We start from the raw sequence: 22,746 nt of genomic DNA, 5'->3' as shown, positions 1-22,746 counted from the left end.
TGCGCGTCATTCGGCAAGGTCAACGAGGGCGCATGGCTGCCATCGCGTCCAAACCGATGCGATGTCTACTTTCGTGCAGGCGCGACGACCGTCTCTATGACCGGCGCATTGCCGTTCGATTGCAAAAGCCAGAATTGAAACATTTCTCCCTACACATGCGACCCCGCTATGCGCGGGGTCGCACGCGCTCAGATCTCAGTATGCTCCGCTAATTCGAGCGCATCCTCAATGTCCACCCCCAGATACTTGACCGTGTTTTCGATCTTGGTGTGGCCCAACAGGATTTGGATCGCGCGAAGATTGCCTGTCGCCTTGTAGATCATTGCGGCTTTGGTGCGCCGAAGCGAGTGCGTGCCGTAGTCTTCGCGTCGTAGACCAATTGCGGTCACCCACTCATCGACCAATCGGGCATACTGGCGAGTACTCAGATGATCGGTATGGTCGACTCGACTGGGAAAGGCGTAGTCGTCAACTGTTCCACCTCGCCGCTCAAGCCATGCAAGCAAACTTGCCCTCACGTCCGCCGTGATTTCGAACTGAACCGGACGGCCGGTCTTTTGCTGGACGACCATGGCTCGAGTTCGAATTTCCGTTCCTGTCACGAGGCTTCCGATTTTGATTTTCACGAGATCGCAGCCACGCAGCTTGCTGTCGATTGCGAGGTCAAACAACGCGCGATCTCTCATGCGTCCCTCCCGGTCGAGGAAGAAGCGGATCGCCCAGATCTGGCGTTGTTTCAGCGGCTTCTTGACGCCGACCGTTCGGCCGGCGTTCCACGCCGGACGGCCCAGTGCGGTAGGATCGTATTGTGCAATACCCATTTCAGTTCTCCTTCGGCCAACATTGGCCGTTAGGAGAACGCAGGAGCGCAGGGATCGAGGGGGCCGAATTCGGAAGGTCGGCTTATGGCGTCCGAAAAAAGAGAGCGGACGTTCGGCGTGGCGCGACCAAGGTCTTAAGCTAACCCAATAACAGCCAAGGGGCGCGATAGACACCACGCCTGAGGGCCCATACAATCCGCACGATTTCCTTGCTCGTCAGCACATTGCCAATGGCCAAGAACGCTGTCAGCCTAGCCTTGCCGCCATCTCGCGGCCGATGTGGTCGGCTACTCCAGGCTCATGGATCTCGACGAGAGCGGACCCTGTCGACTTTCATGGCGCATCGCCACGAACTGGTGTACGCCAAGATCGCTGAGCATCAGGGCAGGATAGTCAAGCTGACCGGCGACGGCTTACTGGTCGAGTTCCCGAGCGTGCTAAATGCGGGGGCCTGCGCCGTCGAAATCCAGCACAAGATGCACGAGCGTAACGCAGAAGTGCCGTCCGACAGGCCCATTGAATTCCGCATCGGCATCAAGGCAGCCGATCCTGCTCTGCGGTCCAAGTGTTCTTACCCATCGTGCAGCGCGATCCCATGCGACCAGCCAAGGAAACTGGCAACAAGTTATGCGATGTCGAAACAGCGCGCCAGCATGTTTGCGCTATCTAGAAAGGGCCATTGGCTTGTCGACACTGCTGGAGCCGTAGTTAGCTTACGCCATTGCCTTTGGAAACGGCCCCCTTGCCGTGCCGCCTAGTCTGGCAAGCCCGCCAGACGCCAGCCATCGACAAAGGGCTGCGCAGCACTCATGCTCCTAAAGGGCAAGTTCGCTGTCAGTTCACCGATCGTCCAACCTGGATTGCCCGTAAGAAATAGGCGGGCTTCCTCCTGTGCCTCAGGCAAGCGGCCGGCAAGAGCAAGCGCGGCAATCAGGTTCACCCTTGAACCGGTCCCATATGTTTCCTCCAGGCTCAAGGTCGCAACAGCTTCTTCGTAGTGACCGGTGGAAATCTGCGCCATTCCCACGATCCAGAAGTACCAACCAGGTGGACGAGGATTTAATCGGAACGCCTCTTCACAAGCTGTCAGCGCCGCTTGCGGCTTGCCCAAGTAGATTTGAAGCTCCCCAATCCATGCTACCGCATCTGCATTGTTGGGATTTATCCGTATGGCAGCATCGAATTGGAATTTTGCTTCATCCCAATTGCGCTCAAAAAGCTGAACGCAGCCCAGGATCCTGCGAACGTTGGAACCGCCGGGATCGATTTCCATGGCTCGTTGCGCGTGCATCAGAGCATTTGCGCGATCGGGTATCTGTGGTTCTCCCCAATCAACCCAGCCAAATAACAGCACAAGGGCAAGATTGCTGTGCGCTTCACAATAGTTTGGTTCAAGCGAAACGGCGCGTTCCAAAGCTGAACGCGCGTCGCTGTTGTCTGATCTGGACATGGTCCATTTCTCCCGTGACCTAACACAAAGGTCATAGGCTTCTAGATTTGATGGCCTAGAACGGGCAGAAATATGCTTCGCACCAATCTTGCCGGAGATCGCTTCAACAACGCGGCGCGTGACCTCGTCCTGAACTTCAAAGATGTCGACAATTTCGCGGTCGAAGCGCTCGGCCCACACATGATTGCCGCCTTCGGCCGCGTTGATCAGCTGCACATTGACGCGCAAACGCTTGACGGACCGCCTCGCGCTGCCCTCGAGGAGATATTTGACGCCCAGATCGCGAGCGATCTGACGGACGTCGGTGGGCTTGCCTTTGTAGGCAAAGGTGGAGTTGCGGGCGATGACGAAGAAGCCGGGCACATTCGACAGATCGGTAATGATGTCCTCCGTCAGCCCGTCAGTGAAGAACTCCTGTTCGGCGTCGCCACTCATGTTGACAAAGGGCAGCACGGCAATCGAAGGCATGTCGGGCAGCGCGAGCTGCGGCGAAGGCTTGTCCGGCACGAGGGCCTCCGCCGATGCCGCGGGTCTGGCCTTCGCGGGAATGCCGACCTGTAGCGAATAAACCCGGACCGGCTCGGCGATGTTCTTGAGCTGAACCGCACCGCGATCGTTGATCGCGATATCGAGCCTTGATTTAACCTGCCAATAGGCTTGCTCGGAAAGACAGATATTGCCAGGTTCGCAGATTCCTTCTAGGCGCGCGGCGATATTGACGCCATCGCCCATCAGGTCGCCATCGCGTTCTTGCACGACGTCGCCCAAGTGAATGCCGATCCGGAACTCGATGCGGCGATCATCCGGCACCCCGGCATTGCGCTCAAGCATGGCGTTCTGCACTTCCAGCGCGCAGCGCACTGCTTCCACAACGCTGCTGAACTCGACAAGGCTCCCGTCGCCTGTGCGCTTGACGACGCGGCCACGATGAACGGCGATGGTGGGGTCGATGAGATCGCTGCGCAGCGCCCGCAGCCGTGCCAAGATGCGATCCTCATCCGCGCCGGCTAGCCGGCTGTAGCCGACCACATCCGAGACCAGGATCGCTGCTATTTTGCGGGTCTCACTCATGTGATGCTCCCTCCCTCCAGTCTGACACTACTGCCGACCAGGCACGCTGTCTCAACATAGAGCGGTTAGGCCAAAGGAAGATAGCTCCGAGCCATTGGTCGGATGGTCTGCTTAGGATCTACTCCCGTCGTTCGAGGCAAAATGTCGGGCGCATAGCTGCCTGTGGCCTGTCCATTGGCGATGTCCGCTTTTGTTGAATGGACGGGACCGCAGGAATGACTGCCATGAGGGCGCGAAGCCATCTTTCAGTGATCGAACCTTCTATGTCCGCTTCGGGGCCGAAAGCTGTCATGTTGAGATGATCGCCTTGAAGAGATTTGAACCGTTGACCTGCGCGTAAAAGGAGAGCATGAGGAATTGTGGGGCCTTTTCGTTTTTTGCCGTTTTCAAATCCGACCGCCCTGTGAAAAATCAGAGGACGGACTTTAGACCATTCACCACAATTTCGTCGGCGCCCCACAAAACCTTATGCTCTCCAACCTACGACACCATGGATTGGCGCATCAGTTTCCTAATGGGTACGGACTTCTCGCAGAAGCAGTGGCGCCCCGTCATTCGCGGTCACGCCATTACTGGCGATATCATCGCTCCGATCCGCAAACTCAGTGAGGCCCTCAGACCGGCCAGCCAAACGGATGCCGCCGCCGTCGCCGAAGCGCTTGTCAAGATCCGTAGCTACTTCATGCCAAAGCGATCAAAGCAGAAGTTCTGAAACGACCACCAACTTCAATCCCGTCAACAGCGAAAGCCGTGGTGCATTCGTCGCGCTCACCCTTGACCGCCACGCGAAAACTCCGCCACTGGGGGCAGGGCACGGGTGTATGCTGCCCAAGGTCAAGCCATACCGGGGCGAGATACTGCTCGGGCCGGAGATATTCGAAGAGGCCAACGTAGAGTGATGCAGCGATAATCGCTGGGATTTAGCCTGCCAACATGAACACTGCAGCCCAGAATAGAGCGGACAGTTCACCTGCGACCAAAAATCCAATGATTGGATCGTTCATGAAATCCTCCTCGGGCAACCTCCATTGCCATGAGGAGACTTTAAGGTACGACAAAAGCCTGCGCTACCCCTGATTTTAACCCGCAGCAAGCGGGCCCTCAAATCGGGCAGGGAGATAACCCATGAACTTCACCGACGCTGTAACCGTCGGGGCACGCGTCGGATCGGGGACGCGGCACACAGACCGCCTTGACCGACACTCGAAGCCTGTCACGTTGCGCCTATCTCCGGCAGGAAGCCGCTGATCAGCTCCGCGGGCGTAGAGTCGCAATCGTCACTCTGGGGTCGGTTCCGGCTGGGGGCGAAATGACACTCTAAGCCGTTGCCCCCTTTGGCCAGAGATATTCGCCGGTCAATAATATGTGTGCCCAACCCAGCGGGGAGATGTGCGCCAGAAGTTCGGGCGGCACATCAAGTCCTTCATTTCGGCACTCTGCGACTGCATGGCCGAGATGGAGGGTGTTCCAGTAGATGATGATTGCGGTGAGCAGGTTGAGTCCGGCGATCCGGTAATGCTGCCCCTCGGTGGTTCGGTCACGGATTTCACCCTGACGACCGATGCGCAGCGCATTCTTGAGAGCGTGGTGGGCCTCGCCCTTGTTGAGGCCGATCTGGGCGCGCCGCTGCATGTCCGTGTCGAGGATCCACTCTATAATAAAGAGTGTCCGCTCCACGCGGCCAACCTCCCACAGCGCAACCGCCAGATCGTTCTGGCGTGGATGGGAGGCAAGCTTGCGGAGCAACTGGCTCGGCTTGATCTTGCCGGAGGCCATGGTAGCGGCGCAGCGGAAGAGGTCGGGCCAGTTCGCAACGATCAATTCTTCGCGGATTTTGCCGCCGACCAGCTTGCGCAAATCTTTAGGCGTGCCTGCGGGATTGAACACGTAAAGGCGCTTCGAGGGCAAATCGCGGATACGCAGGACAAGTCGGTATCCGAGCATGGCACTGGTCCCGAACAGGTGATCGGTGAACCCGGCTGTATCGGCATATTGCTCTCCGACCTGCCGACCGGCCTCGTTCATCAGCAGGCCGTCAAGAATGTAAGGGGCCTCACTGACTGTCGCGGGAATAGTCTGTGAGGCGAACGGTGCGAACTGGTCGTTGACGTGAGTGTAAGCCTTGAGGCCGGGTTCATTTCCATATTTGGCGTTGACCATGTTCATAGCCTCTCCCTGCCGGGCTGAAGGGAAGAACTGGCCATCGCTCGATGCGGTCGTGCCCATGCCCCAGAAGCGGGACATCGGCAGTTTTCGCTGGGCAGCGACCACCATCGCCAGCGCCTGGTCCATTGCCTCGCTCTCGACGTGCCAGCGAGCCAAGCGCGAGAGCTGCGAGTAATCATGCGTGTTCGTGGCTTCCGCCATCTTACGCAGCCCCAGATTCAGCCCTTCCGCGAGCAGGACGTTGAGCAGACCGATCTGGTCGCCGCACGGAACCCCGGTTCGCAGATGGGTGAAAGCCTCGGAGAATCCGAGCGCAGCATCGACTTCAAGCAAGATGTCGGTGACCCGCACGGGTGGCATCCGGCGATAGAGATCGAGGATCAGCTCCTCGGCACTGTCCGGAACGTCAGCCGTCAGCCGGTCAATCCGCAACGTTCCCTCCTCGATGCTGCCGTGAGGGATGGTTCCGTCGCGCGCTGCGCGGGCCAGCCGCTTCAGACCATCGGCGAGCCGAGCCTTGCGATCTGTCAGCCAAAGCTGCGGATCAAGGGGAACAGCCAGCCTGGTGTTCGTCTGTGCTGTGGTCATTGGCACCAGGACCTGCTTGAGATCGCCATAACGGCGCGAATGGTCGAGCCAGATATCACCGGATCGGAAAGCATCGCGCAGGTGAAACAGGACCGCCACCTCCCGGAGACGGTTATCGCCCTGGTCTTGTGCTCGCAGATGGCGGTGCCATTTCGAATTCGGCCGCAAAAAGCTGTCGGTTGCCGATGGTGATGCTTGCATTTCGCCGATGGCTTTTGCCGCCGCAATCAGGGCTGGGCTACCGATGCTGCCTTGAGTTTCAGGCATCGCAACATGCGGGGCGCGTATCGGCGGAAGCGATGATATCCTTGTCCGACATGAGCCAATGGCTCGCCGGCCAGCGTATTGCTGAGCTGTGCGCCGGTCGCGACCAGTTGTTCGAGTCGATCCCATTCCGCCGATTTGGCGACGGCCATTTCCAGCGGCACACCATTATTGCGGGCTTCAAGCAAAGAAGCCCCTAAGGAAGTGAAGGCGCGCAGCGTGTCTGTGACCGCTGCCTTGGAATCAGCAATCTGTTCATCATGCAGCTGTTTCGCCTCGCGCCAGGTCTTTCCCACGATCCTGTCATGGGTCTCGACCACGGTATCGGCGACCGCCGCCTCCCATTCCACGGCGCAGACGGCAAGGATCGCCCAATGCCGATCGGAGCTGATGTCGCGCAGACCATCGGTGAAGTAGCGCTCCCCCTGCCGACGCAGGCGTGCGACACGGTGCGGCGGAACGCTAGTGAGGACCTGCGGATCAATATCCAGGCCGCGCAGGAACTCCAGCCGATCGAGCAGCCGGTTCGCCGCTGCGGAATTGTTGCCGACCTCGAACTGGCGAAGCCAGATAAACCGGCTGATATTGGCATCGAGCAGTTCCGTCAGCAGCCCATCAAGCCGTTTGCGTGCGCCGGTATCAAGTCTTTCCGCGATCCGCGTCTCGATCCGACGTTCGGCGGCGACCAGCGCGTCCGCACACAGTCGCTCGATGGTCGATATCGCTGGTAAGATCGTCAGAGTTTCACGACAACGCGCGACCAGGCGCTGCGCAAGATCCTCGTTCGAACGGGCCTCTTCAGCCTGTTCGAAAAGCCAGTCCCGCAGATCACGGGCACCCCGACCCGCGAAGGTCTTGTAGCCGTAGATCTCACGCAACGCCTCCATATGCTCCTGGCGGGTCTGCCGCCGGGCGGCATAGGTGAGAAGCGCATCGGCCGAGACGCCGAGTTGAGCCCCGATGAACGACAAAACCTCATGCGGGATCACTTCGCCTGGAGCCAGCACGCGCCCTGGATATCGCAACGCGCAAAGCTGCAGGGCGAACCCCAGCCTATTTTCCGGCCTGCGGCGTTCCTGGATGTGTGCGAGATCGTCGTCGCCCAGCGTGTAGTGCCGAAGCAGTGACAATTCATCGGCCGGTAGATCGAACAGTGCTGAGCGCTGTCGCTCGGTGAGAATATGTCGTCTCGGCATGCGGGCGTTGTCCCTATTGAAGTAAAGTCTGTTTTGGACAACAATCACCCCATACAAATCAAGGCCTTGTGGGGCCTAAATCCGTGAAGGTTCAATTGGGACAACGAGCCGCCATCTACTGCCGCGTTTCGACCGCCGACCAATCTTGCGAAAGGCAGGAGCGCGACCTGACGGCATTTGCCACTCGCGCCGGCTATAACGTCGTCAAGGTTTTCAAGGAGACGGGCTCCGGCGCAAAGCTCGATCGGGCCGAACGCCGCAAGATCATGGCGCTTGCCCAAGCCCGGCAGATTGATGCAGTCCTCGTGACCGAGCTGTCTCGCTGGGGCCGTTCGACCGTCGACCTCCTCAACACGCTGCGAGAGCTGGAAAGCTGGAAGGTTTCGGTGATCGCCATGAATGGCATGGCTTTCGACCTGTCATCTCCGCATGGTCGGATGTTGGCGACCTTTCTCTCCGGCATTGCGGAATTCGAACGTGACCTGATCAGCGAGCGGGTCAAATCGGGCCTTGCTGCCGCCAAGGCACGCGGCAAGAAGCTTGGCCGCCAGCTCGGTGTGCGTCCCAAATCGGATAGGCTTGCGCCTCAGGTCATGGAATTGGTCGAGGAAGGTCGCAGCTACCGCTGGATCGCTCGCGACCTCGCCATCAGCAAGAATACGGTTGCCGATATAGCGAAGCGAAACCGTGTGGAAAACAAATGACAAAGTCCGGCCCACTACCACCTTTCAGTTGGTTCCTCAGCAAGGACCTAACGGGTGACATACAGGCGATTGTGCATCGCGATAGGTGAATCGATGAAGATACTCGCAATTTCAGGCAGCGCACGCCGACTGTCCACCAACACTGCATTGTTGAAGGCGATGCAAGTCATAGCTCCGACAGGTATCGTCATCGACGTGTTTGATGGCATAGGGGATTTGCCTGTCTTTTCGCCCGACCTCGAAGGTTCTGACGAGCCCGATAACGTACGGCTTTTTAAACAGGCGATTTCGGAGAGTGACGGGTTAGTCATTTCCAGCCCCGAATACGTTCGCAGTATCCCCGGCGGCTTGAAAAATGCGATCGATTGGCTCGTTTCTGGTGATCAGGTGATTGGGAAATCCATTGCTCTTGTCCATGCCTCGCACCGCGGAGACGACATGCTAAACATCCTGCGAACGGTGCTTTCGACGGTAAGTTCCAATTTCAATGAAAGCCTGTTCTTTCGACTTCCGGTGATGAAGGACACGCCGGAACAGATCCTTGAGATTCTCGAGGACCCTTCCAATCGAGAAATGGCCGAAAGATTTCTCGTAGACTTCGCTTCCTTCTGTCAAAATCGAGGTGTCGATAGTCCGAACTTCCAACTGTGATGTCAGCGAGCGTATCCGACGGCGGTTGTTGTGTATAACCGGCGAAAATCACACCGCATAACAGGTACCAAAAGCGCTTAGAGTGTCATTTCGCCCCCTCCCGGAACCGACCCCTCCATGGTGTTGCGATGCGTACGACACATCTAGGGTATTTCTTGTCCCGAGCAATAGAGGCAAAGACCGGGCTCGGGACGTCCGCTTGCTGCTCGAGCTTATACTCCTTTACGTCCGTGCTTGAGCTCATCGGTTCCTTCCTCCCAGAAATTGGTCACCAGGAAGACGCCATGGGCCCCTTTGAATGCTGCCTGGAGTGAGGCCGAGCAGTCGAGGTCGGCTTCGACGACTTCCTCCGCGAGATCCGGATGCTTACCGGGATTGCGCGTGAGCGCGCGGACCCGGAAATCGCTGCGAGCCTGCAGGGCGCGAACGACTGCGCCACCTAAGCAGATTCCATCAGCTTGACCAACGGATAGCAAGTGTGATTCCATCTTGGCGGTGATTTGTGGGGTATGGCATGGCAGGTAAATCTCCGGTGATGGCCGGTGCGGAGCAGCGTGAGGCACTGCGCATGTTGGCCCGTTCACGCGACCGCGGCGAGGCGGATCGGGCACGGGCGCTGTTGTTGACGCTATCAGGCTGGACCAGCCCGCGCATTGCGGAAGCCTTCGGCGTGCGCGAGGATACGGTTCGCCTCTGGCGCAGTGATTTCGCCCGCGGCGGCGTCGAGGCGTTGCAGGCGACCGTCGCGCCGGGTCCGGCACCGGTCAAGACCGAGGCGGCGCTTCGCGTCGTCACTCCTCTGCTCGATGCTCCCGTTGCCGACCGGCCCAACTGGACAATCGCGCGCCTCATGGTTGAGATCGAGGCGCGCGAGGGCATCAAGATCGGCCGGTCGCAACTGTCCAAGGCGCTGCGAAAAAAAACTTCCGCTGGCGGCGACCTCGACACACGCTGAAAGGCCGCCAGATCGCCGAGCAGATCGAGCGCGTGGGATTGCGCCTCCAGTTGCGCAAGGCTCAAGCCGAGGCTGGCGACATCGTCCTGCTTTATGGCGACGAGAGCGAGGCCCTGACGCATCCCTATCTGGCGCGGGCATGGGCCAAGCGTGGTGCCGATCTGCGGGTGCCGGCGCCAGGCCAAGCCCAGAAAGTTGCGATGATCGGCTCGCTCGACCACCTCACCCGCCAGCTCATTGTGCATACGAGCCCGACCAAGCGCAGCAGCGACTTCCTCGCTCACCTCGAGCAGCTTGATCGCCTGTACGCCCCCAAACCGGGACGAGCGACGACGCCGGTCGTACTGGTCGAGGACAACGGGCCGATCCACCTCAGCAAGCTCTCTCTGGCCGCGATCGAGGCCCGCAAGCATTGGCTCACCGTCGAGTGGCTGCCGAAATACGCACCAGAGCTCAACGACATCGAGGTCGTCTGGCATGATCTCAAGGCCCATCATCTCGCCCACCAGACCTTCGGCGGCACGCAGACCCTCGATCGCGCCATCCACGCCGCCGTCGCCGCCCTAAACATCGAGCGGAACATCCGTCCGTTGGCCAATCCAGGAATCTCTGCTTAGCTGGCCAGTGGCGCCGATGACGGCGATGAGCTTCTTGTCGTGATTGAACATGCTGGTTTCCTTCATGTGGCCGGCGCTACAACACGCCTTCCTGCCGCAGGCGTAGCTGGATGTCGGCGATGTGGCGCTCGGCGGTGTCGAGTGCTACCGCGCTGGTGTGGACCGAGTAATATCCGAGCACGAGGTCGTGCGGATGGCTGGCGGCCGAGCCCAGGACGAACTCACTGTCCACCTCGGCGCGGATGTCGATGGCGGTGGCGGATTTGTCGAACGCGACGATTTCGCCGGCTTGGACTGGATCGGGAACCGCAAGGCTGCCGGATGCCAAAGCGATCCAGGCGACGTCGTGGCCAGCGGGCGGATCGTAGCGCCAGGTTTCGTTGGCCTTGAGGCGGACGGCGAGATAATCGATCGGCGACGGCGCCTTGAGCGGGCTGTCGACGCCGCCGTACCTGCCCAGCAGGACCGAGACTGGGCCAGTCGACGGAACCTCCTCGGGGCCCAGATAGATGCTTTCGGATGGTCCGAGCTCCTCGCTCGGCGGCAGGGCCAGCCACAGCTGGAAGCCGCGCGAGCGGCCGGAATTGCCGGCCCCGCCGCCGTGCCAGGCGCCGCCCGCGGCCTTGAACCATTCGACGCCGGCGGCGGGGAGCAGGCCGGCGGCGCCCGTCGTGTCTTCGTAGCGCGTGCTGCCCTGCCAAAGGTAGGTCAGCGTGGCGATGCCCGAATGCGGGTGCCAGCCGAAGCCCGACAGATCCGATCCGCCGGCGTCGAACAGGTCGAGGAAGACGAAAGGCTTCAGCCTACGACCGAGGCCGGACGGGCTCATCAGCCGGGTAATCGGGCCGTGTCGGTCGCCAAACGTGCGATGCACGATTGGGCGTGTGCGCTGCTCGGCCGCCGTGGGTTTGGTGATCGTGGTCATAGCATTCCTCTTTCGCTCGCTTCGAGCCGCATCGACTGCAGTGCACGGCCCCACGGGATGAGGTCATTGAGCATCGCTTCGACCGCCGCTTCCTGCGACGGCTGCGGCTTGAACGTCGTGAAATTCTCGAAGTCGGTGAACAGCGACAGCGCGCATTGGGCGCGGACGTCGGCGACCTTGATCTCGCCCATCACCAGTCGGAGCTGCTCGACCGCACGGGCGCCGCCGACCGAACCATAGCTGACGAAGCCGGCGGCCTTGTCGTTCCATTCGCGGAACAGGAAATCGATCGCGTTCTTGAGCGCGCCAGACATCGAATGGTTATACTCGGGTGTGACGAACACGAAGGCGTCGAAGGCTGCGATCTTTTCGGCCCAGGCCTTGGTGTGCGGCTGCGAATATTGGCCCATCGACGGCGGGAACGCCTCGTCGAGCAGCGGCAAGTGGAAGTCGAGGATGTCGACGATTTCATACTCCGCGTCGCCGCGCCTGGCCGCGATTTCACGGACCCAGCGTGCGACCGTGTCGGCCTTGCGGCCCGGCCGCGTGCTGCCGACAACGATTCCGACTCTAAGCATGGCTAAGCTCCTTAAGCTGGTTCAGGACCCGGCCCTGGTGAGGGTTGACCGGCTTGAAGATAGGCCTTCGCCTTTTCTAGAAAAACCCGTATAATATTGACGGTTCTTTTCAGGAAAACTGATATGATAGGCCCAGGAACACCCAGCATCGACCAGCTCATGGTGCTGCTCGCCGTGGAGCAGGAAGGCAGCTTCACCGCGGCGGCGAGGCGCCTTGGTCGGGCCACATCGGCGATCAGCTATGCGATTGACACGCTGGAGCAGCAGCTCGGTCTGTCGCTGTTCGATCGCGGGACCACCCGCAAGCCAAGGCTGACGCGCGAAGGCGAAGCGATCGTTTCCGAAGCCAAGGCTGTCGCCTTGAGCGTCGAAACATTGCGGGCGCGGGTGCGCGGCTTTCTCGACAACCTCGAGCCCGAAGTGTCGCTGGTGGTCGATTCAATTTTTCCGGTTGACCGCCTGACCGCGCTGCTGCGCCAGTTCAACGACCGCTTCCCGACGGTGCCGGTGCGGCTGCTCGTCGAGTCCTTGGGTGGGGTCGAGCGTGCCGTTCGCCAAGATCATGCCGGAATCGGCGTCGGCAACCAACTGCACATGAACATGGCTGGCTTTCGCCGAGTCGACCTTGAAGCGGTCCGCATGATCCCGGTCGCCGCGCCCGGCCATCCTTTGGCGAGGGCGGGCGGCGGCCCGCGCGAGCCGAGCGACTATATTCAACTCATCCTGTCGGAGCGCTCGGCCGCCGACGGCCGCGACTATGGCGTCGTCAGTCTCAACAACTGGCGGATCGGCGACCTGGGGGTGAAGCACGCGCTGCTGCTCGCCGGGCTGGGGTGGGGAGGCATGCCGGAGCCAGCGGTCCGCGCAGACCTCAAGACCGGACGGTTGGTGAAGCTCAACCTGCGCAATTGGCGGGGCGGCGAATATAACCTGCAGGCGGTCCACAAGGTTGACACGCCGCCAGGACCGGCGGGACGCTGGCTAATCGAGAGAATGGCGACCCTGACGGACCCGCCGCCCGGCGGATAGGCTCGGCCACCCCCGATCTCGCACACCAGATTCCCGAGCGTTGCCGCCCGACTCAGGCTGTGTGGCGGCGGTTCCGGCGTGTAGATGTCGAAAGGCACGAAGACCTGGCCCGCCACCGTGTTTTCCTCCGCGTACATCGACCGCACCATGAGTTCCACGAGCTCCTTGCAGGGCACCGTAACGTTAACCGGGCGTCGATCAAAATGTGGGATCTGGCGGTATGACCGTCGGTCGTTGGACCGTGTGTCCGATATTATGACGGTCGATGCCCAACCCGAAAGTGGAAAAACAGACGGTTTTCCGTCGACGTGCTACGCCCGGCGACGGATCGCATCGTTCACTTTCGCAACAAGCCAATTGACCGACGGGTCGACAAGCCTCGGCGCAGTCTCAGCCTCGTAGACCCGCGGGTCAGCCCCCATCACGCCCCAGATCGGGTGCGTCGGATCATGTCTGTCCGTCGGTTCGGATTCATTGACCGGTGGCAGCTGTCCGATATCAACTCGGTCAGGCCACAACTCGCCCAGCAGAGTGGTTTCGAAAAGACCGGCATGATCCGGGGCGAGCGGCAGGCCTTCAATCTCGTTCACCGCCAATGCAAGAACGGCCATGCTGGTACCACCGCCGTTCCATTCACGTGCCAGCCGTTTAATCATGTCGATCTGCGTATCGGCAAAATGTCCGGAAAAGAGAACTACGACCTTGAAGCCGAAATCATTCAGCCTCGACAACGTTTTTCGAAGCAATGCGGCAATTGCCGCGTCCGTCTCAATCATCATTGTCCAGGGATACTCGCTATGTCCGCCGCCGGTGCCATAATAAAGCGGCGGCAGCGCAAGTCCGCCGGCGGAGGTGGCCGCCCGCAGGCAGAGCCCCTGCGCAGTCAGGCTATCGAGCCCGATCGGCAAATGTTCGCAGTGCCATTCGTAGGTACCGAGTGGAACATATGCGACCGGCATTGCAGAAACGGCGGCGCGGATTTCGTGCGGCAGCAGGTATTCGATGCGGACTGCCTGGAAAGGATCGTTTGCCCATTGGGTCATTTGTAAAAATTCCTCGGCCAGGCATGTGCGGGAAGCTTTTCCGCCAATTCATCGGGAAACGCCGCACCGTCGGAATAGGCGACATTCATGTCGACCTCGGCACGGTTCTTCATGCCGGGGATCAGCGTCGAAAGCTGCGGTGCGCTCAGCACATAGCGCATCGCCGCCTCGGCGAGAGTCGGAAAGTAAGTCCCGCAATCCGCTTTCAGCGCTTGTATGCGCCGCAAGGTTTCGGGGAAGCGTTCGTCGCGAAACAACTGGGCCGGAACAGAGTTCGGCTCCCAGCTTTTGTTCGTTTCTTCCGTCCAGTTGCCGACAAGGGAGCCGGAGTCGAGCGGTACGCGCGCGATGAAAGCCGTTTCTGTCGCTTCCCCAGCGTTGAACAGCGCGCCTGCCGGGCGTTGTTCGAACAGGTTGAAGACCACCTGAATGGAATCGACAAGTCCGAGCCTGGCCAGATCGACGCCCTCCTCCGGCCGGTAATCACGGATCGAAACGCCGATGCGGTCGACCTTGCCCTCGAGCCTCAACGCGTTGAGCGTCTCCAGCCATTCGAGCGTCTGGATACCGTCGGCGAGCCAGCAATGCAGCTGGAACAGATCGAGTTGCTCGACGCCGAGCCGCCGCAGCGAGTTTTCGACGTTTTCGCGCAGATACCAGTCGGGATAACGTCCCTTCATTTCGGGATTGTCGAGATCGGGACTTGGCCATCTGATCGGCTGGGCCTTGGTCGCGACATAGATCTTGCCGCCTTTCCACCCCTTCAGCGACTTGCCGATCACCTCTTCGCTGCGGCCGGAACCATAAAGCTCTGCCGTGTCAACGAAGTTGATGCCCTTCTCGTAGGCGTAGAGCAGCGTGTCCAGCGACTGGCGATCATCGATATTGCCCCAGTCGCCGCCGAGCTGCCAACCGCCGAACGCGATCTCGCTGACCTGCCAACCAGTTCTTCCGAATGTCCTGTATTGCATGCTGTCCCTCCCCTCGATCGTTGGCGGATTCGGCCGTCGTCAGATCTGGATGAAGACCGTGCTGTCCTCGACCTTCACCGAATAGGTGAGAAGGTTGACGCAGACGGGGGCGCCTTTTGCCTCTCCCGTGCGATAGTCGAAACGGCCATTGTGCTTGGGACATTCGATGATGTTTCCCATCACCAGACCGTCGGCGAGATGGACTTTCTCGTGGGTGCAGAGACCTGCGGTCGCGAAGAACGTGTCGTCTTCGCTGCGGTAGATCGCATAGGTCCGACCGTCGTGGTCGAAGCGGATGACGTCCTCTTCATCTATATCATCGGCAGCACAGGCTTTGATCCATGTGGTTGTTTCAACAAGCATTTTTTCACCTGTAAATTTGATGTTGAGACGAGCGGGCGGCGCTCAGCCTTTGTCCGACCGAATTTCTGTTCTTCGATCGTTTAGGAACACCGCCAGCCGCCACAAACCGCGGCGGCAGCCATGTTCGGCGACTTTATTCGGCAGCCGCCATGGCGACGGGGCGGGTGATGTAGAAACTTGGATCGCGGCGCTGCTTCCAGACGGCCGGGACCAGTTCCAGCCAGCAGGCCCAGACGGAGGGATAGGCAGGCGCGCACTGGTCCTTGATCGCCTCGTGCATCTCCGGCAGCCGGAAATACGGGATCATCGGAAACATGTGATGCTCCACATGGTAGTTCATGTTCATGTAGAGGAAGCGGAATACGGGATTGGTATAGAAGGTCCGGCAGTTCTGCCGGTGATCCATCACGTTTTCCTGCAACCCGGCATGCTGGGTCACATTGAACGCCTGCGCCATGAACCCGCCGTAAAAACGCGGTGTCACGACGAGCAAAACCGGCAGCCAGCTCTGCAACGCAACGGCAAGGGCAACTGTCGCAGCCATGATCAGCAGATAGATGCGCGCGGTGCGGACGATCTTGCCGCGCTCGCTGTCCGGGATGAAGTGCTCACCATCGCCCGACAGGTTGCCGAAGGCGTGCTTGGCGATTGAGATCAGCAACTGTGTGCCGGACCACAGAAAGAAGAAATCCAGCACACCCTTTAAGATGTTCGGCGGCGCCATGACGGCAATTTCCGGATCGCGGCCGACGAGCAGCGTGTCGGTGTGGTGGCGCGTGTGGCTCCAGCGCCAATATTCGCTCTCGTGCAGCGTCATGAAGGCGCTCAGTTGATAGAGTGGTTCGTTCAGCCATTTCGACTTGAAAGGCGTGCCATGCGACAGCTCGTGCGCATGGTGATCGGACATCGAATAGATCACGCCGTAGAGCAACAGCCATGGCACCGTCGCCCAGGTGCCCCATGTGGCGATGGCAGCGCCGCCGAAGCCGACGAGCAGGAGCAACCAAAGGCCGAAATGAACGAGTGCCGGCTTGTCGTCCCGCTTCATCAAGGACTTCATCAGCTTGCGATCGATCCGCGCCGCAAACCATTGCGTGGAAACATCGGCCTCGAAATTGTCGTTGGTCAACGAATTTGCCTGACCGGCATTGCCCACCAAGGCATAGGTTTTCCTTGCAGTCTGCATCGCGATCTCCTCCATGGACTCTGCTGCCGCTTCCCAAGCACCGCAGTCCGGAATGAAAGCCGGTCTACCGCCTCGCTGGCAGAGTTCTCCCGCCAAAAGCCGGGTTTTCGGGTGAGTGTAGTCATCGCGATGCGATTGCGTAGTCAGCTTTCTGATGGTTTTAAATCAAAACCCGGAGTGTTCGCGGCGTTAAGTGTTCGTAGGCCCGTAAAGCGTGAAGGGAACCGGGCTGACATAAGGAAGTGTGATGTAGTCCATGCCTTCGAAACCGAAATGGTGCATCAGCACGCTGAGCGCGAACTGCACCTGCTGCTCCGGGTTCTGATCGATGGCGATCGCCATGTCGCCTTCCTTCAGCATCAGGCGGGTGTTTTCGGTCAGCTCATGCCCGATAAAAACTGGCTTGCGATGGAGAATATTCTGATGGATCGCGGCGATCACCGCCAGGTTGGCAGCACCGACATTGTAGATACCAACCGTATCCGGATGAGCCTTGAATGCCGCCGCCAGTTTCTTCTTGGATAGAATGCGATCGTCATGGCCCTCCACGATCTCGGAAATTTCCAGCGAAGGGGCATAAAGCCTCAGCGCCTCGCGAAAACCTTCGACGCGCTTTGAATGGGACTGGAAGCCGAGATGGTTGCAGAGAACGATCAACGGCCCCGGCCTGTGGACGATGCTGCCCATGAAATATCCGGCAGTGCTTCCGGCGCGAACGTGGTCGGTCCCCGCATAGGCGAGACGCTGGGACCCTGACAGGTCGGAGATCAGCGTGACGACCGGAATGCCCTTGAGGTGAAGATCGTGGATGGCGTCATCGACCAGTTCGTGCTCCTGCGAGTAGACGATGACGGCATCGCACTTCGTTTCGCGCAGGGCATGCGCGATCGTCAGTGGCGCTTCATCCTTCAGCACACGCCGTTGAATGATGACCGGCCGGCCGAAATTCTGCGCGCGGGCTAGCACATGGCGAAACTCGTTGATCATCCGCGCGATCAGCGGCAGCTCCGGCCGTGGCAGGATGGCTTCGATGCGGATGATGCGCTGATGGCTGGATGGCAAGATCCGGCGAACGCCAATTTCCCGCGCGGCATGAAGCACCTTCTCGATGGTCTTCTGGCTGACCCCGCCGCGTTCGTTCAGCACGCGATCGACAGTCGCCGTGCCCACCCCTGCGCGCGCGGCAATGTCCGCCACACCGCGTTTCGTATGTTCTGTTTTCATGACTCCTCCTCCGGCTTCAACCATTCATTCATGGAGGTAATCTGGCAATCGGAGAAATGATGGAAAACCACCAAAATACACACTGCGACATAGGGTCCTCTTCAAGTAGCGTTTTTAGGCGGGGCTAAAACATCACTATCGCAGTGAAATTCCCTGCATGGGTCTCAGAGGAGTGGGCCCTCATCGAGGAGGAACAGATGAAAACGCTAACAAGGTCACTTGTTTACACAGTGGCGGCCCTTGGTATGGCTGCCCAGATCTCGCCTGCCGTGGCAAAGCTCGACGACGACAAGATCGACGTCACGCTCATCGTGCACTGCTGTCTCGGAAACGCCTTCTGGGAGCCGCTGTTGAAGGGGGCAAACGAAGCCGCGGAGAAGTTTGGCGTGACGCTGGACATTCAGAACGCCGAGTTCGACCCGGCCCGTCAGGTCAATTACATCGAACAGGCGATCGCCAACAAGCAGAACGCCATCATTCCGATGATCGCCGCCCCTGAAGCCATGACCGAGCCGCTGAAGAAGGCGCGCGTTGCCGGCATCAAGGTGATCGCCACCAACACCGACCATCCGGATGGTGCAAAGTCGGGCTCTCGCGAAGCCTATATTGGTCAGGACTTTGTTGCGGCAGGCGAGTTGATCGGCAATCGCATTGTAACGGACGGCAAGATCACCAAGGGCGACAAATGCCTGCTGCCCGGCGAAAGCCCGGAACAGCACCACATCGCGTCACGCGGACAGGGTGTCCTCAATGCGCTACGTGCCGTGGGAGCCGATGGCGAGATCCTGCGGACCGGCGACAAGCCGGAGGAAGCCCTGACACTGATTGCCCAGTATCTTCTGGCCAATCCGGACACCAAATGCGTGATCGGTCTCGGCAACACGCCAACGGGCGTCATCCCGCAGGCGGTGGAGGAAGCGGGCCTCGAGCCATTGCCGAACGGCGGCTTCGATACATCTCCGGCAATCATGAAGAACATCACCGACGGCAAGACGATCGCCACCGTCGATCAGCAGCCGTTCTGGCAGGGCTTTCTCGCCGTGATGATGGCGTCCTATGAAGTGCGCTACGGGCTTGCACCGGCGGATTTCAACAGTTCCAACGGCATCATCGACAAGTCGAACGCCGAAATCGTTGCGAAGTTCACCGGCACCTACCGGTGACGGGACGCTAGAGGCGGGGCCTTGCCCCGTCTCACCCTGCTGTTCAGGCACCGACATCCTGCCGATGTCCGCCCTTAGCTTCGGATCATTGTCATGACCACGATACCCAAGGCCCTCGGGGCCACCGCGACCGATACGCAGGCGATTGCCAGCGCAGCATCGACCCGCTACCGCACGCAGAACCGGCGTCAGAAGTTCATGCGGAATGCGTCTGCCAACATCGCCATTCTCTCCGGGCTCATTCTTGCCGGCACCATCGGTGCGACGATTGCCTACCCCGACACTTTCAACTTCTACACCACAGGCAATCTCTCCGTTCTCGCCCAGCAGATTCCGGTGATCGCTATCATGGCGATCGGCGCCGGATTGCTGATGATCGCCGGCGAATTCGACCTGTCCCTGGCTGGTGTCTACACGGTCTGTCCGTTTCTCGCTGCTCTTGCGTTTACCCAGTGGGGTTGGCCTTTCCTTCCAGCAATCGCGATGTCGTTCCTCATCGCCGCGCTGATCGGGGCCACCATCGGCTTCGTCGTCAACCGTCTGCGGGTTCCGTCCTTCATCGCCTCGCTCGGCATGATGTTCGTCTTGCGCGGCATCGTTCGCGGCATATCGATCAGTTCATCGACCGGGCAGCCGGGTGCCATCAGCCTGAAGCCGCCCGTCTGGTTCGAAGCGCTGATGGCCGGCCATCTCTGGGGGCCGTTTTACGCACAGACGCTCTGGCTGGCGGTTTTCGGTCTCGGTGCCTGGTATCTTCTGAACCGTCATGTCTTCGGCAATCATGTCTTTGCCACCGGCGGCGATCCCGAAGCAGCGGAAAAGAACGGTATCCGGACACACCGGACCAAGCTCTTCGCCTTCATGATCTGTTCGGTCTGTTCGGCTTTTGCCGGCCTGATGCAGGCAACGCGTATCAACACCATCGATCCTGGCCAGACGCTGACGGGGCTGGAACTGCAGGCGATCGCCGCCTGCGTCATCGGCGGAACCTACCTGTTTGGCGGGCGCGGCTCGATCGTCGGCATCACGCTCGGCGCTGTTCTACTCGTCACCGTCGAGAACATTCTTCTGCTGATCCGCGCTCCTGGCGAGTTCATGCCCGTCTTCATCGGCACGATCATCATCGTCTCGGTCATCCTCAATATGAACGTCGGCGCAGCGACAGGCCGGAGGAGATACTGATGAACACCGCAATCGGACAGGCCGCCTCGACCCGTTACACGCAGAAATCCTGGCTTGACCGGGTCCGCGCGCATCCAGCCGGAAACGTTACGCTGATTTTCATTGCGGCCATCGCCATCTGCGTTGCGATCTCTCTTGCCGTTCCCGACCAGTTTCGCTTCCTGTCGACGGCAAACGTCAACGTTCTGACACGCGCCATTCCAACACTCGGCATCATGGCGCTGGGTATGGGTCTCCTGATGATATCAGGGGAATTCGACCTGTCGGTCGGCGCGACCTTCGGGCTCTCCTCCTATGTCATGGTGCTGTGCTACAGCCTCGGCTATCCGGTTCTCGTCGGCGTGGCTGCGGCTCTGGCAATCGCAGCCGTGATCGGCTTCATCAACGGCTGGATCACCGTCTACTACGGTATTCCGTCCTTCATCACGACGCTCGGCACGCTCTTCATCTTCCGCTCCGGCGCAAGGCTCGTCTCACAGAACAAACCTCTCATGTTCGCCCCGCCAGAATGGTTCGAATTCCTGACCGTCGGCAAGATCGTGGGTATCCAGATGCAGTTCGTCTGGTTCCTCGTGCTTGCCGGTTTCGCCTGGCTCATCCTCAACAGGCACACGCTGGGCAATCACTTCTTTGCCGTCGGCGGCAATCCGATGGCGGCCAATCAGGTGGGCATCAACGTGCCGCGCACCAAGATTGCAGCTTTCATCTGGTGCGCCTTGATGGCGGCTGCCGCCGGGGTTCTTGCCATCACCCGGGTGAAGACGGCAACGACCGATCCGCAGGTGTTCATGGAGCTGGAAGCGATCGCGGCCTGTGTGATGGGCGGCATCGCACTTACCGGCGGACGCGGATCGGTTCTCGGCATTGTCATCGGGGCGGTCATGTTCCACCTCGTCAAGGACGTCATCCTGCTTGCCAGGCTTCCCGGCTTCTATCTCGACCTCTTCGTCGGTCTCGTCATCGTCTTCGGCGTGACGCTGAACCAGGTCGCCAAGAAACGCTATTGATCGGATATCATCATGGACAATGCAGCAGCCATCACTCCCCTTCTCTCCATCCAAGGCATCGCCAAGTCCTATGGTCACGTCCGCGCACTCCAGGGCGTCGACATGAACATCTATCGCGGCGAAGTCACCGGCCTGCTCGGCGACAATGGCGCCGGCAAGTCGACCCTCATCAAGATCCTGTCGGGCATCATCCGGCCGGATACCGGCAAGTTCATGCGCGAGGGACAAGAGATCAGCGTCCAGTCCCGCCGCGACAGCGAGGAGATCGCCGGCATCCAGACGATCTACCAGGACATCGCGCTGGTGAAATCCATGTCCATTCTCCGCAACATCTTCGCCGGTCGCGAAGAACGTTATCCCTTCGGCTTCCTGAAGATGAAGAAGATGCGGGAGACGGCGATGTCGATCCTCAACGAACATGTGAAGATTGCCGGCATCACCTCGCCGGATCTTCTTGTGGAGGAGCTTTCCGGCGGCCAGGCGCAGGCAGTCGCCATTGCGCGGGCGGTGCATTTCCAGCGCGACATCCTGCTGCTCGACGAGCCGACATCGGCTTTGTCAGTGAGAGAGACAAACAAGGTACTGGCGATCATGCGCGACATTGCAGAGGGCGGACGGTCTTGCGTCTTTGTCACCCACAATCTCTATCACGCTTATCAGGTCTGCGACCGCTTCGTGGTTGTCTCGCACGGCACGGTGGTGAAATCCGTTCGCAAGGAAGAGACCAGCCTCGACGAATTGACCGCGCTGATCATGACCCATTGACTTGCGATAAGCCTCCATATGTCCCAAGTCATGCCGCGCCCCTCCCTGGCCGGCGAAAGCGGCTGCAATCTCATGCAGCCGCTTTTTCATGATCCTAGCGCGAGCAAAGATCACTCCCTTCCCATCAAAGTACCCTTCGTCGACATCACCGTGACGGCAACAAGCGTGGGCTCCGATCACAATCTGATGCGCGGTCTTGAGACTCAGTTGTCGCTTTGCCATTGTCGGTGGTCGAACGGATGCCGACGCAATCACCAATCAACGGAGAAATCAAATGCCAATCGTCAGGATCGAGTTGTCCCCAGGGCGGACACACGAGCAAAAGACCAGATACGTCGAGGAGGTGACAAAGCTCACTTCGGAGGTGTTGAATTGTCCGGTCGAATCTATCGACATCGTATTCGTCGAAATCCCTCCGACGAACTGGGCGCACGCCGGGAAATTTTACGCAACGCCGAAGCAGGAGTAACTCGCACGGGGCCGTGCGGGCCGAGTCACGATGCCTTGCATCCCTTGAGCTGTATTTGAACGGACGGCGAGAATGCTCTTGAGCATGAGGTGTCGGAAGCTCGTTTAGCCAGTCGTCTTCAAGACAGACAAGCTATGGAGAACGACGATGACTGCTACAATTACCGCCTTTGAACGGTCACCCGATCGCCGTAAGGGACTGGCGCGTGACATGCATGTTCGCTGGGCGCTTGAACAAGTGGGCCAGCCTTACGACGTTCGTCTTCTTTCGTTTAAAGCAATCAAGGAACCCGCGCATCTCGCGCTTCATCCTTTCGGGCAGATTCCAACCGATGAGGAAGGCAATCTCGCCCTGTGGC

General features: G+C 59.7%; 20 protein-coding genes and 3 pseudogenes. 12 read left to right on the top strand and 11 right to left on the bottom strand.

Going from position 1 to position 22,746, the window contains the following annotated elements; all coding sequences use genetic code 11:
• Positions 1-188: 188 nt before the first annotated feature.
• Both ACSQ3F_RS21830 and ACSQ3F_RS21825 read right to left on the bottom strand, forming a co-directional pair.
• Positions 189-821, bottom strand: coding sequence for a tyrosine-type recombinase/integrase (locus ACSQ3F_RS21830; protein WP_436102356.1), 633 nt, complete (start codon positions 819-821; stop codon positions 189-191).
• Between the two features lie 754 nt (positions 822-1,575).
• Positions 1,576-3,342: an adenylate/guanylate cyclase domain-containing protein gene (locus tag ACSQ3F_RS21825; RefSeq protein WP_436102355.1), complete on the bottom strand. Its 1,767-nt coding sequence runs from the start codon at positions 3,340-3,342 to the stop codon at positions 1,576-1,578.
• Positions 3,343-3,820: 478 nt separating this feature from the next.
• On the opposite strand from ACSQ3F_RS21825, the pseudogene ACSQ3F_RS21820 reads away from it, so the two are divergent.
• Positions 3,821-4,054 (top strand): annotated as a pseudogene (locus ACSQ3F_RS21820) (UPF0149 family protein); the annotation flags it as partial.
• Positions 4,055-4,659: 605 nt separating this feature from the next.
• On the opposite strand, the pseudogene ACSQ3F_RS21815 reads toward ACSQ3F_RS21820, so the two are convergent.
• Positions 4,660-7,556 (bottom strand): annotated as a pseudogene (locus ACSQ3F_RS21815) (Tn3 family transposase).
• Positions 7,557-7,651: 95 nt separating this feature from the next.
• Here ACSQ3F_RS21815 and ACSQ3F_RS21810 point away from each other — a divergent pair.
• Both ACSQ3F_RS21810 and ACSQ3F_RS21805 read left to right on the top strand, forming a co-directional pair.
• The gene (locus tag ACSQ3F_RS21810) at positions 7,652-8,260 is read left to right on the top strand and encodes a recombinase family protein (protein ID WP_025428810.1); all 609 of its coding nucleotides are present in this window, start codon (positions 7,652-7,654) and stop codon (positions 8,258-8,260) included.
• A 93-nt stretch (positions 8,261-8,353) separates the two neighbouring features.
• Positions 8,354-8,911: an NADPH-dependent FMN reductase gene (locus ACSQ3F_RS21805; protein ID WP_436102354.1), complete on the top strand. Its 558-nt coding sequence runs from the start codon at positions 8,354-8,356 to the stop codon at positions 8,909-8,911.
• 212 nt (positions 8,912-9,123) lie between these two features.
• Here the strand turns inward: ACSQ3F_RS21805 and ACSQ3F_RS21800 are convergent, their stop codons facing one another.
• A complete protein-coding gene (locus ACSQ3F_RS21800) occupies positions 9,124-9,387 on the bottom strand; it encodes an NmrA family NAD(P)-binding protein (RefSeq protein ID WP_436102353.1) in 264 nt (87 codons plus the stop codon).
• Between the two features lie 38 nt (positions 9,388-9,425).
• Between ACSQ3F_RS21800 and ACSQ3F_RS21795 the strand changes: the two genes are divergently transcribed.
• Positions 9,426-9,866 carry a helix-turn-helix domain-containing protein gene (locus ACSQ3F_RS21795; protein WP_436100471.1) on the top strand — a complete coding sequence of 147 codons (441 nt, stop codon included), beginning with the start codon at positions 9,426-9,428 and terminating at the stop codon, positions 9,864-9,866.
• Positions 9,863-10,483: an IS630 family transposase gene (locus ACSQ3F_RS21790; RefSeq protein WP_436102820.1), complete on the top strand. Its 621-nt coding sequence runs from the start codon at positions 9,863-9,865 to the stop codon at positions 10,481-10,483. The genes ACSQ3F_RS21795 and ACSQ3F_RS21790 overlap by 4 nt, the downstream gene beginning before the upstream one ends.
• Before the next feature lie 76 nt (positions 10,484-10,559).
• Here ACSQ3F_RS21790 and ACSQ3F_RS21785 read toward each other — a convergent pair whose 3' ends face one another.
• Both ACSQ3F_RS21785 and ACSQ3F_RS21780 read right to left on the bottom strand, forming a co-directional pair.
• Entirely contained in the window at positions 10,560-11,408 is an 849-nt protein-coding gene (locus tag ACSQ3F_RS21785) for a pirin family protein (RefSeq protein WP_436102352.1), read from the bottom strand.
• Positions 11,405-11,986 carry an NADPH-dependent FMN reductase gene (locus ACSQ3F_RS21780; RefSeq protein WP_436102351.1) on the bottom strand — a complete coding sequence of 194 codons (582 nt, stop codon included), beginning with the start codon at positions 11,984-11,986 and terminating at the stop codon, positions 11,405-11,407. The genes ACSQ3F_RS21785 and ACSQ3F_RS21780 overlap by 4 nt, the downstream gene beginning before the upstream one ends.
• A gap of 123 nt (positions 11,987-12,109) precedes the next feature.
• Between ACSQ3F_RS21780 and ACSQ3F_RS21775 the strand changes: the two genes are divergently transcribed.
• A complete protein-coding gene (locus ACSQ3F_RS21775; RefSeq protein ID WP_436102350.1) occupies positions 12,110-13,015 on the top strand; it encodes a LysR family transcriptional regulator in 906 nt (301 codons plus the stop codon).
• Positions 13,016-13,326: 311 nt separating this feature from the next.
• Here ACSQ3F_RS21775 and ACSQ3F_RS21770 read toward each other — a convergent pair whose 3' ends face one another.
• The 5 genes from ACSQ3F_RS21770 to ACSQ3F_RS21750 form a co-directional block, all read right to left on the bottom strand.
• Positions 13,327-14,058: a creatininase family protein gene (locus tag ACSQ3F_RS21770; RefSeq protein ID WP_436102349.1), complete on the bottom strand. Its 732-nt coding sequence runs from the start codon at positions 14,056-14,058 to the stop codon at positions 13,327-13,329.
• A complete protein-coding gene (locus ACSQ3F_RS21765; protein WP_436102348.1) occupies positions 14,055-15,029 on the bottom strand; it encodes an aldo/keto reductase in 975 nt (324 codons plus the stop codon). The genes ACSQ3F_RS21770 and ACSQ3F_RS21765 overlap by 4 nt, the downstream gene beginning before the upstream one ends.
• 39 nt (positions 15,030-15,068) lie before the next feature.
• A complete protein-coding gene (locus ACSQ3F_RS21760) occupies positions 15,069-15,392 on the bottom strand; it encodes a MocE family 2Fe-2S type ferredoxin (RefSeq protein WP_436102347.1) in 324 nt (107 codons plus the stop codon).
• Between the two features lie 133 nt (positions 15,393-15,525).
• The gene (locus ACSQ3F_RS21755; RefSeq protein WP_436102346.1) at positions 15,526-16,578 is read right to left on the bottom strand and encodes a fatty acid desaturase; all 1,053 of its coding nucleotides are present in this window, start codon (positions 16,576-16,578) and stop codon (positions 15,526-15,528) included.
• Positions 16,579-16,767: 189 nt separating this feature from the next.
• Positions 16,768-17,802 carry a LacI family DNA-binding transcriptional regulator gene (locus tag ACSQ3F_RS21750; RefSeq protein ID WP_436102345.1) on the bottom strand — a complete coding sequence of 345 codons (1,035 nt, stop codon included), beginning with the start codon at positions 17,800-17,802 and terminating at the stop codon, positions 16,768-16,770.
• A 197-nt stretch (positions 17,803-17,999) separates the two neighbouring features.
• Here ACSQ3F_RS21750 and ACSQ3F_RS21745 point away from each other — a divergent pair, with 197 nt between their 5' ends.
• The 6 genes and pseudogenes from ACSQ3F_RS21745 to ACSQ3F_RS21720 form a co-directional block, all read left to right on the top strand.
• Complete coding sequence (locus ACSQ3F_RS21745) at positions 18,000-18,965, top strand: substrate-binding domain-containing protein (protein WP_436102344.1); 966 nt, start codon at positions 18,000-18,002, stop codon at positions 18,963-18,965.
• Between the two features lie 93 nt (positions 18,966-19,058).
• Positions 19,059-20,147 carry an ABC transporter permease gene (locus ACSQ3F_RS21740; protein WP_436102343.1) on the top strand — a complete coding sequence of 363 codons (1,089 nt, stop codon included), beginning with the start codon at positions 19,059-19,061 and terminating at the stop codon, positions 20,145-20,147.
• A complete protein-coding gene (locus ACSQ3F_RS21735; RefSeq protein WP_436102342.1) occupies positions 20,147-21,154 on the top strand; it encodes an ABC transporter permease in 1,008 nt (335 codons plus the stop codon). The genes ACSQ3F_RS21740 and ACSQ3F_RS21735 overlap by 1 nt, the downstream gene beginning before the upstream one ends.
• 12 nt (positions 21,155-21,166) lie before the next feature.
• On the top strand, positions 21,167-21,919 hold the full coding sequence (locus tag ACSQ3F_RS21730) for an ATP-binding cassette domain-containing protein (protein WP_436102341.1): 753 nt from the start codon (positions 21,167-21,169) through the stop codon (positions 21,917-21,919).
• Between the two features lie 196 nt (positions 21,920-22,115).
• Positions 22,116-22,388 carry a 4-oxalocrotonate tautomerase gene (locus tag ACSQ3F_RS21725; RefSeq protein ID WP_436102340.1) on the top strand — a complete coding sequence of 91 codons (273 nt, stop codon included), beginning with the start codon at positions 22,116-22,118 and terminating at the stop codon, positions 22,386-22,388.
• A gap of 147 nt (positions 22,389-22,535) precedes the next feature.
• Positions 22,536-22,745: pseudogene (locus ACSQ3F_RS21720) on the top strand (glutathione S-transferase family protein); the annotation flags it as partial.
• Position 22,746: the final 1 nt, after the last annotated feature.

It is taken from the genome of Pararhizobium sp. LjRoot238, from assembly GCF_964252955.1.
Classification (GTDB): Bacteria; Pseudomonadota; Alphaproteobacteria; order Rhizobiales; family Rhizobiaceae; genus Pararhizobium.
The sequence above is the reverse complement of the archived record's forward strand: the minus strand, read 5'-3'. Positions and strand labels throughout refer to the sequence as shown.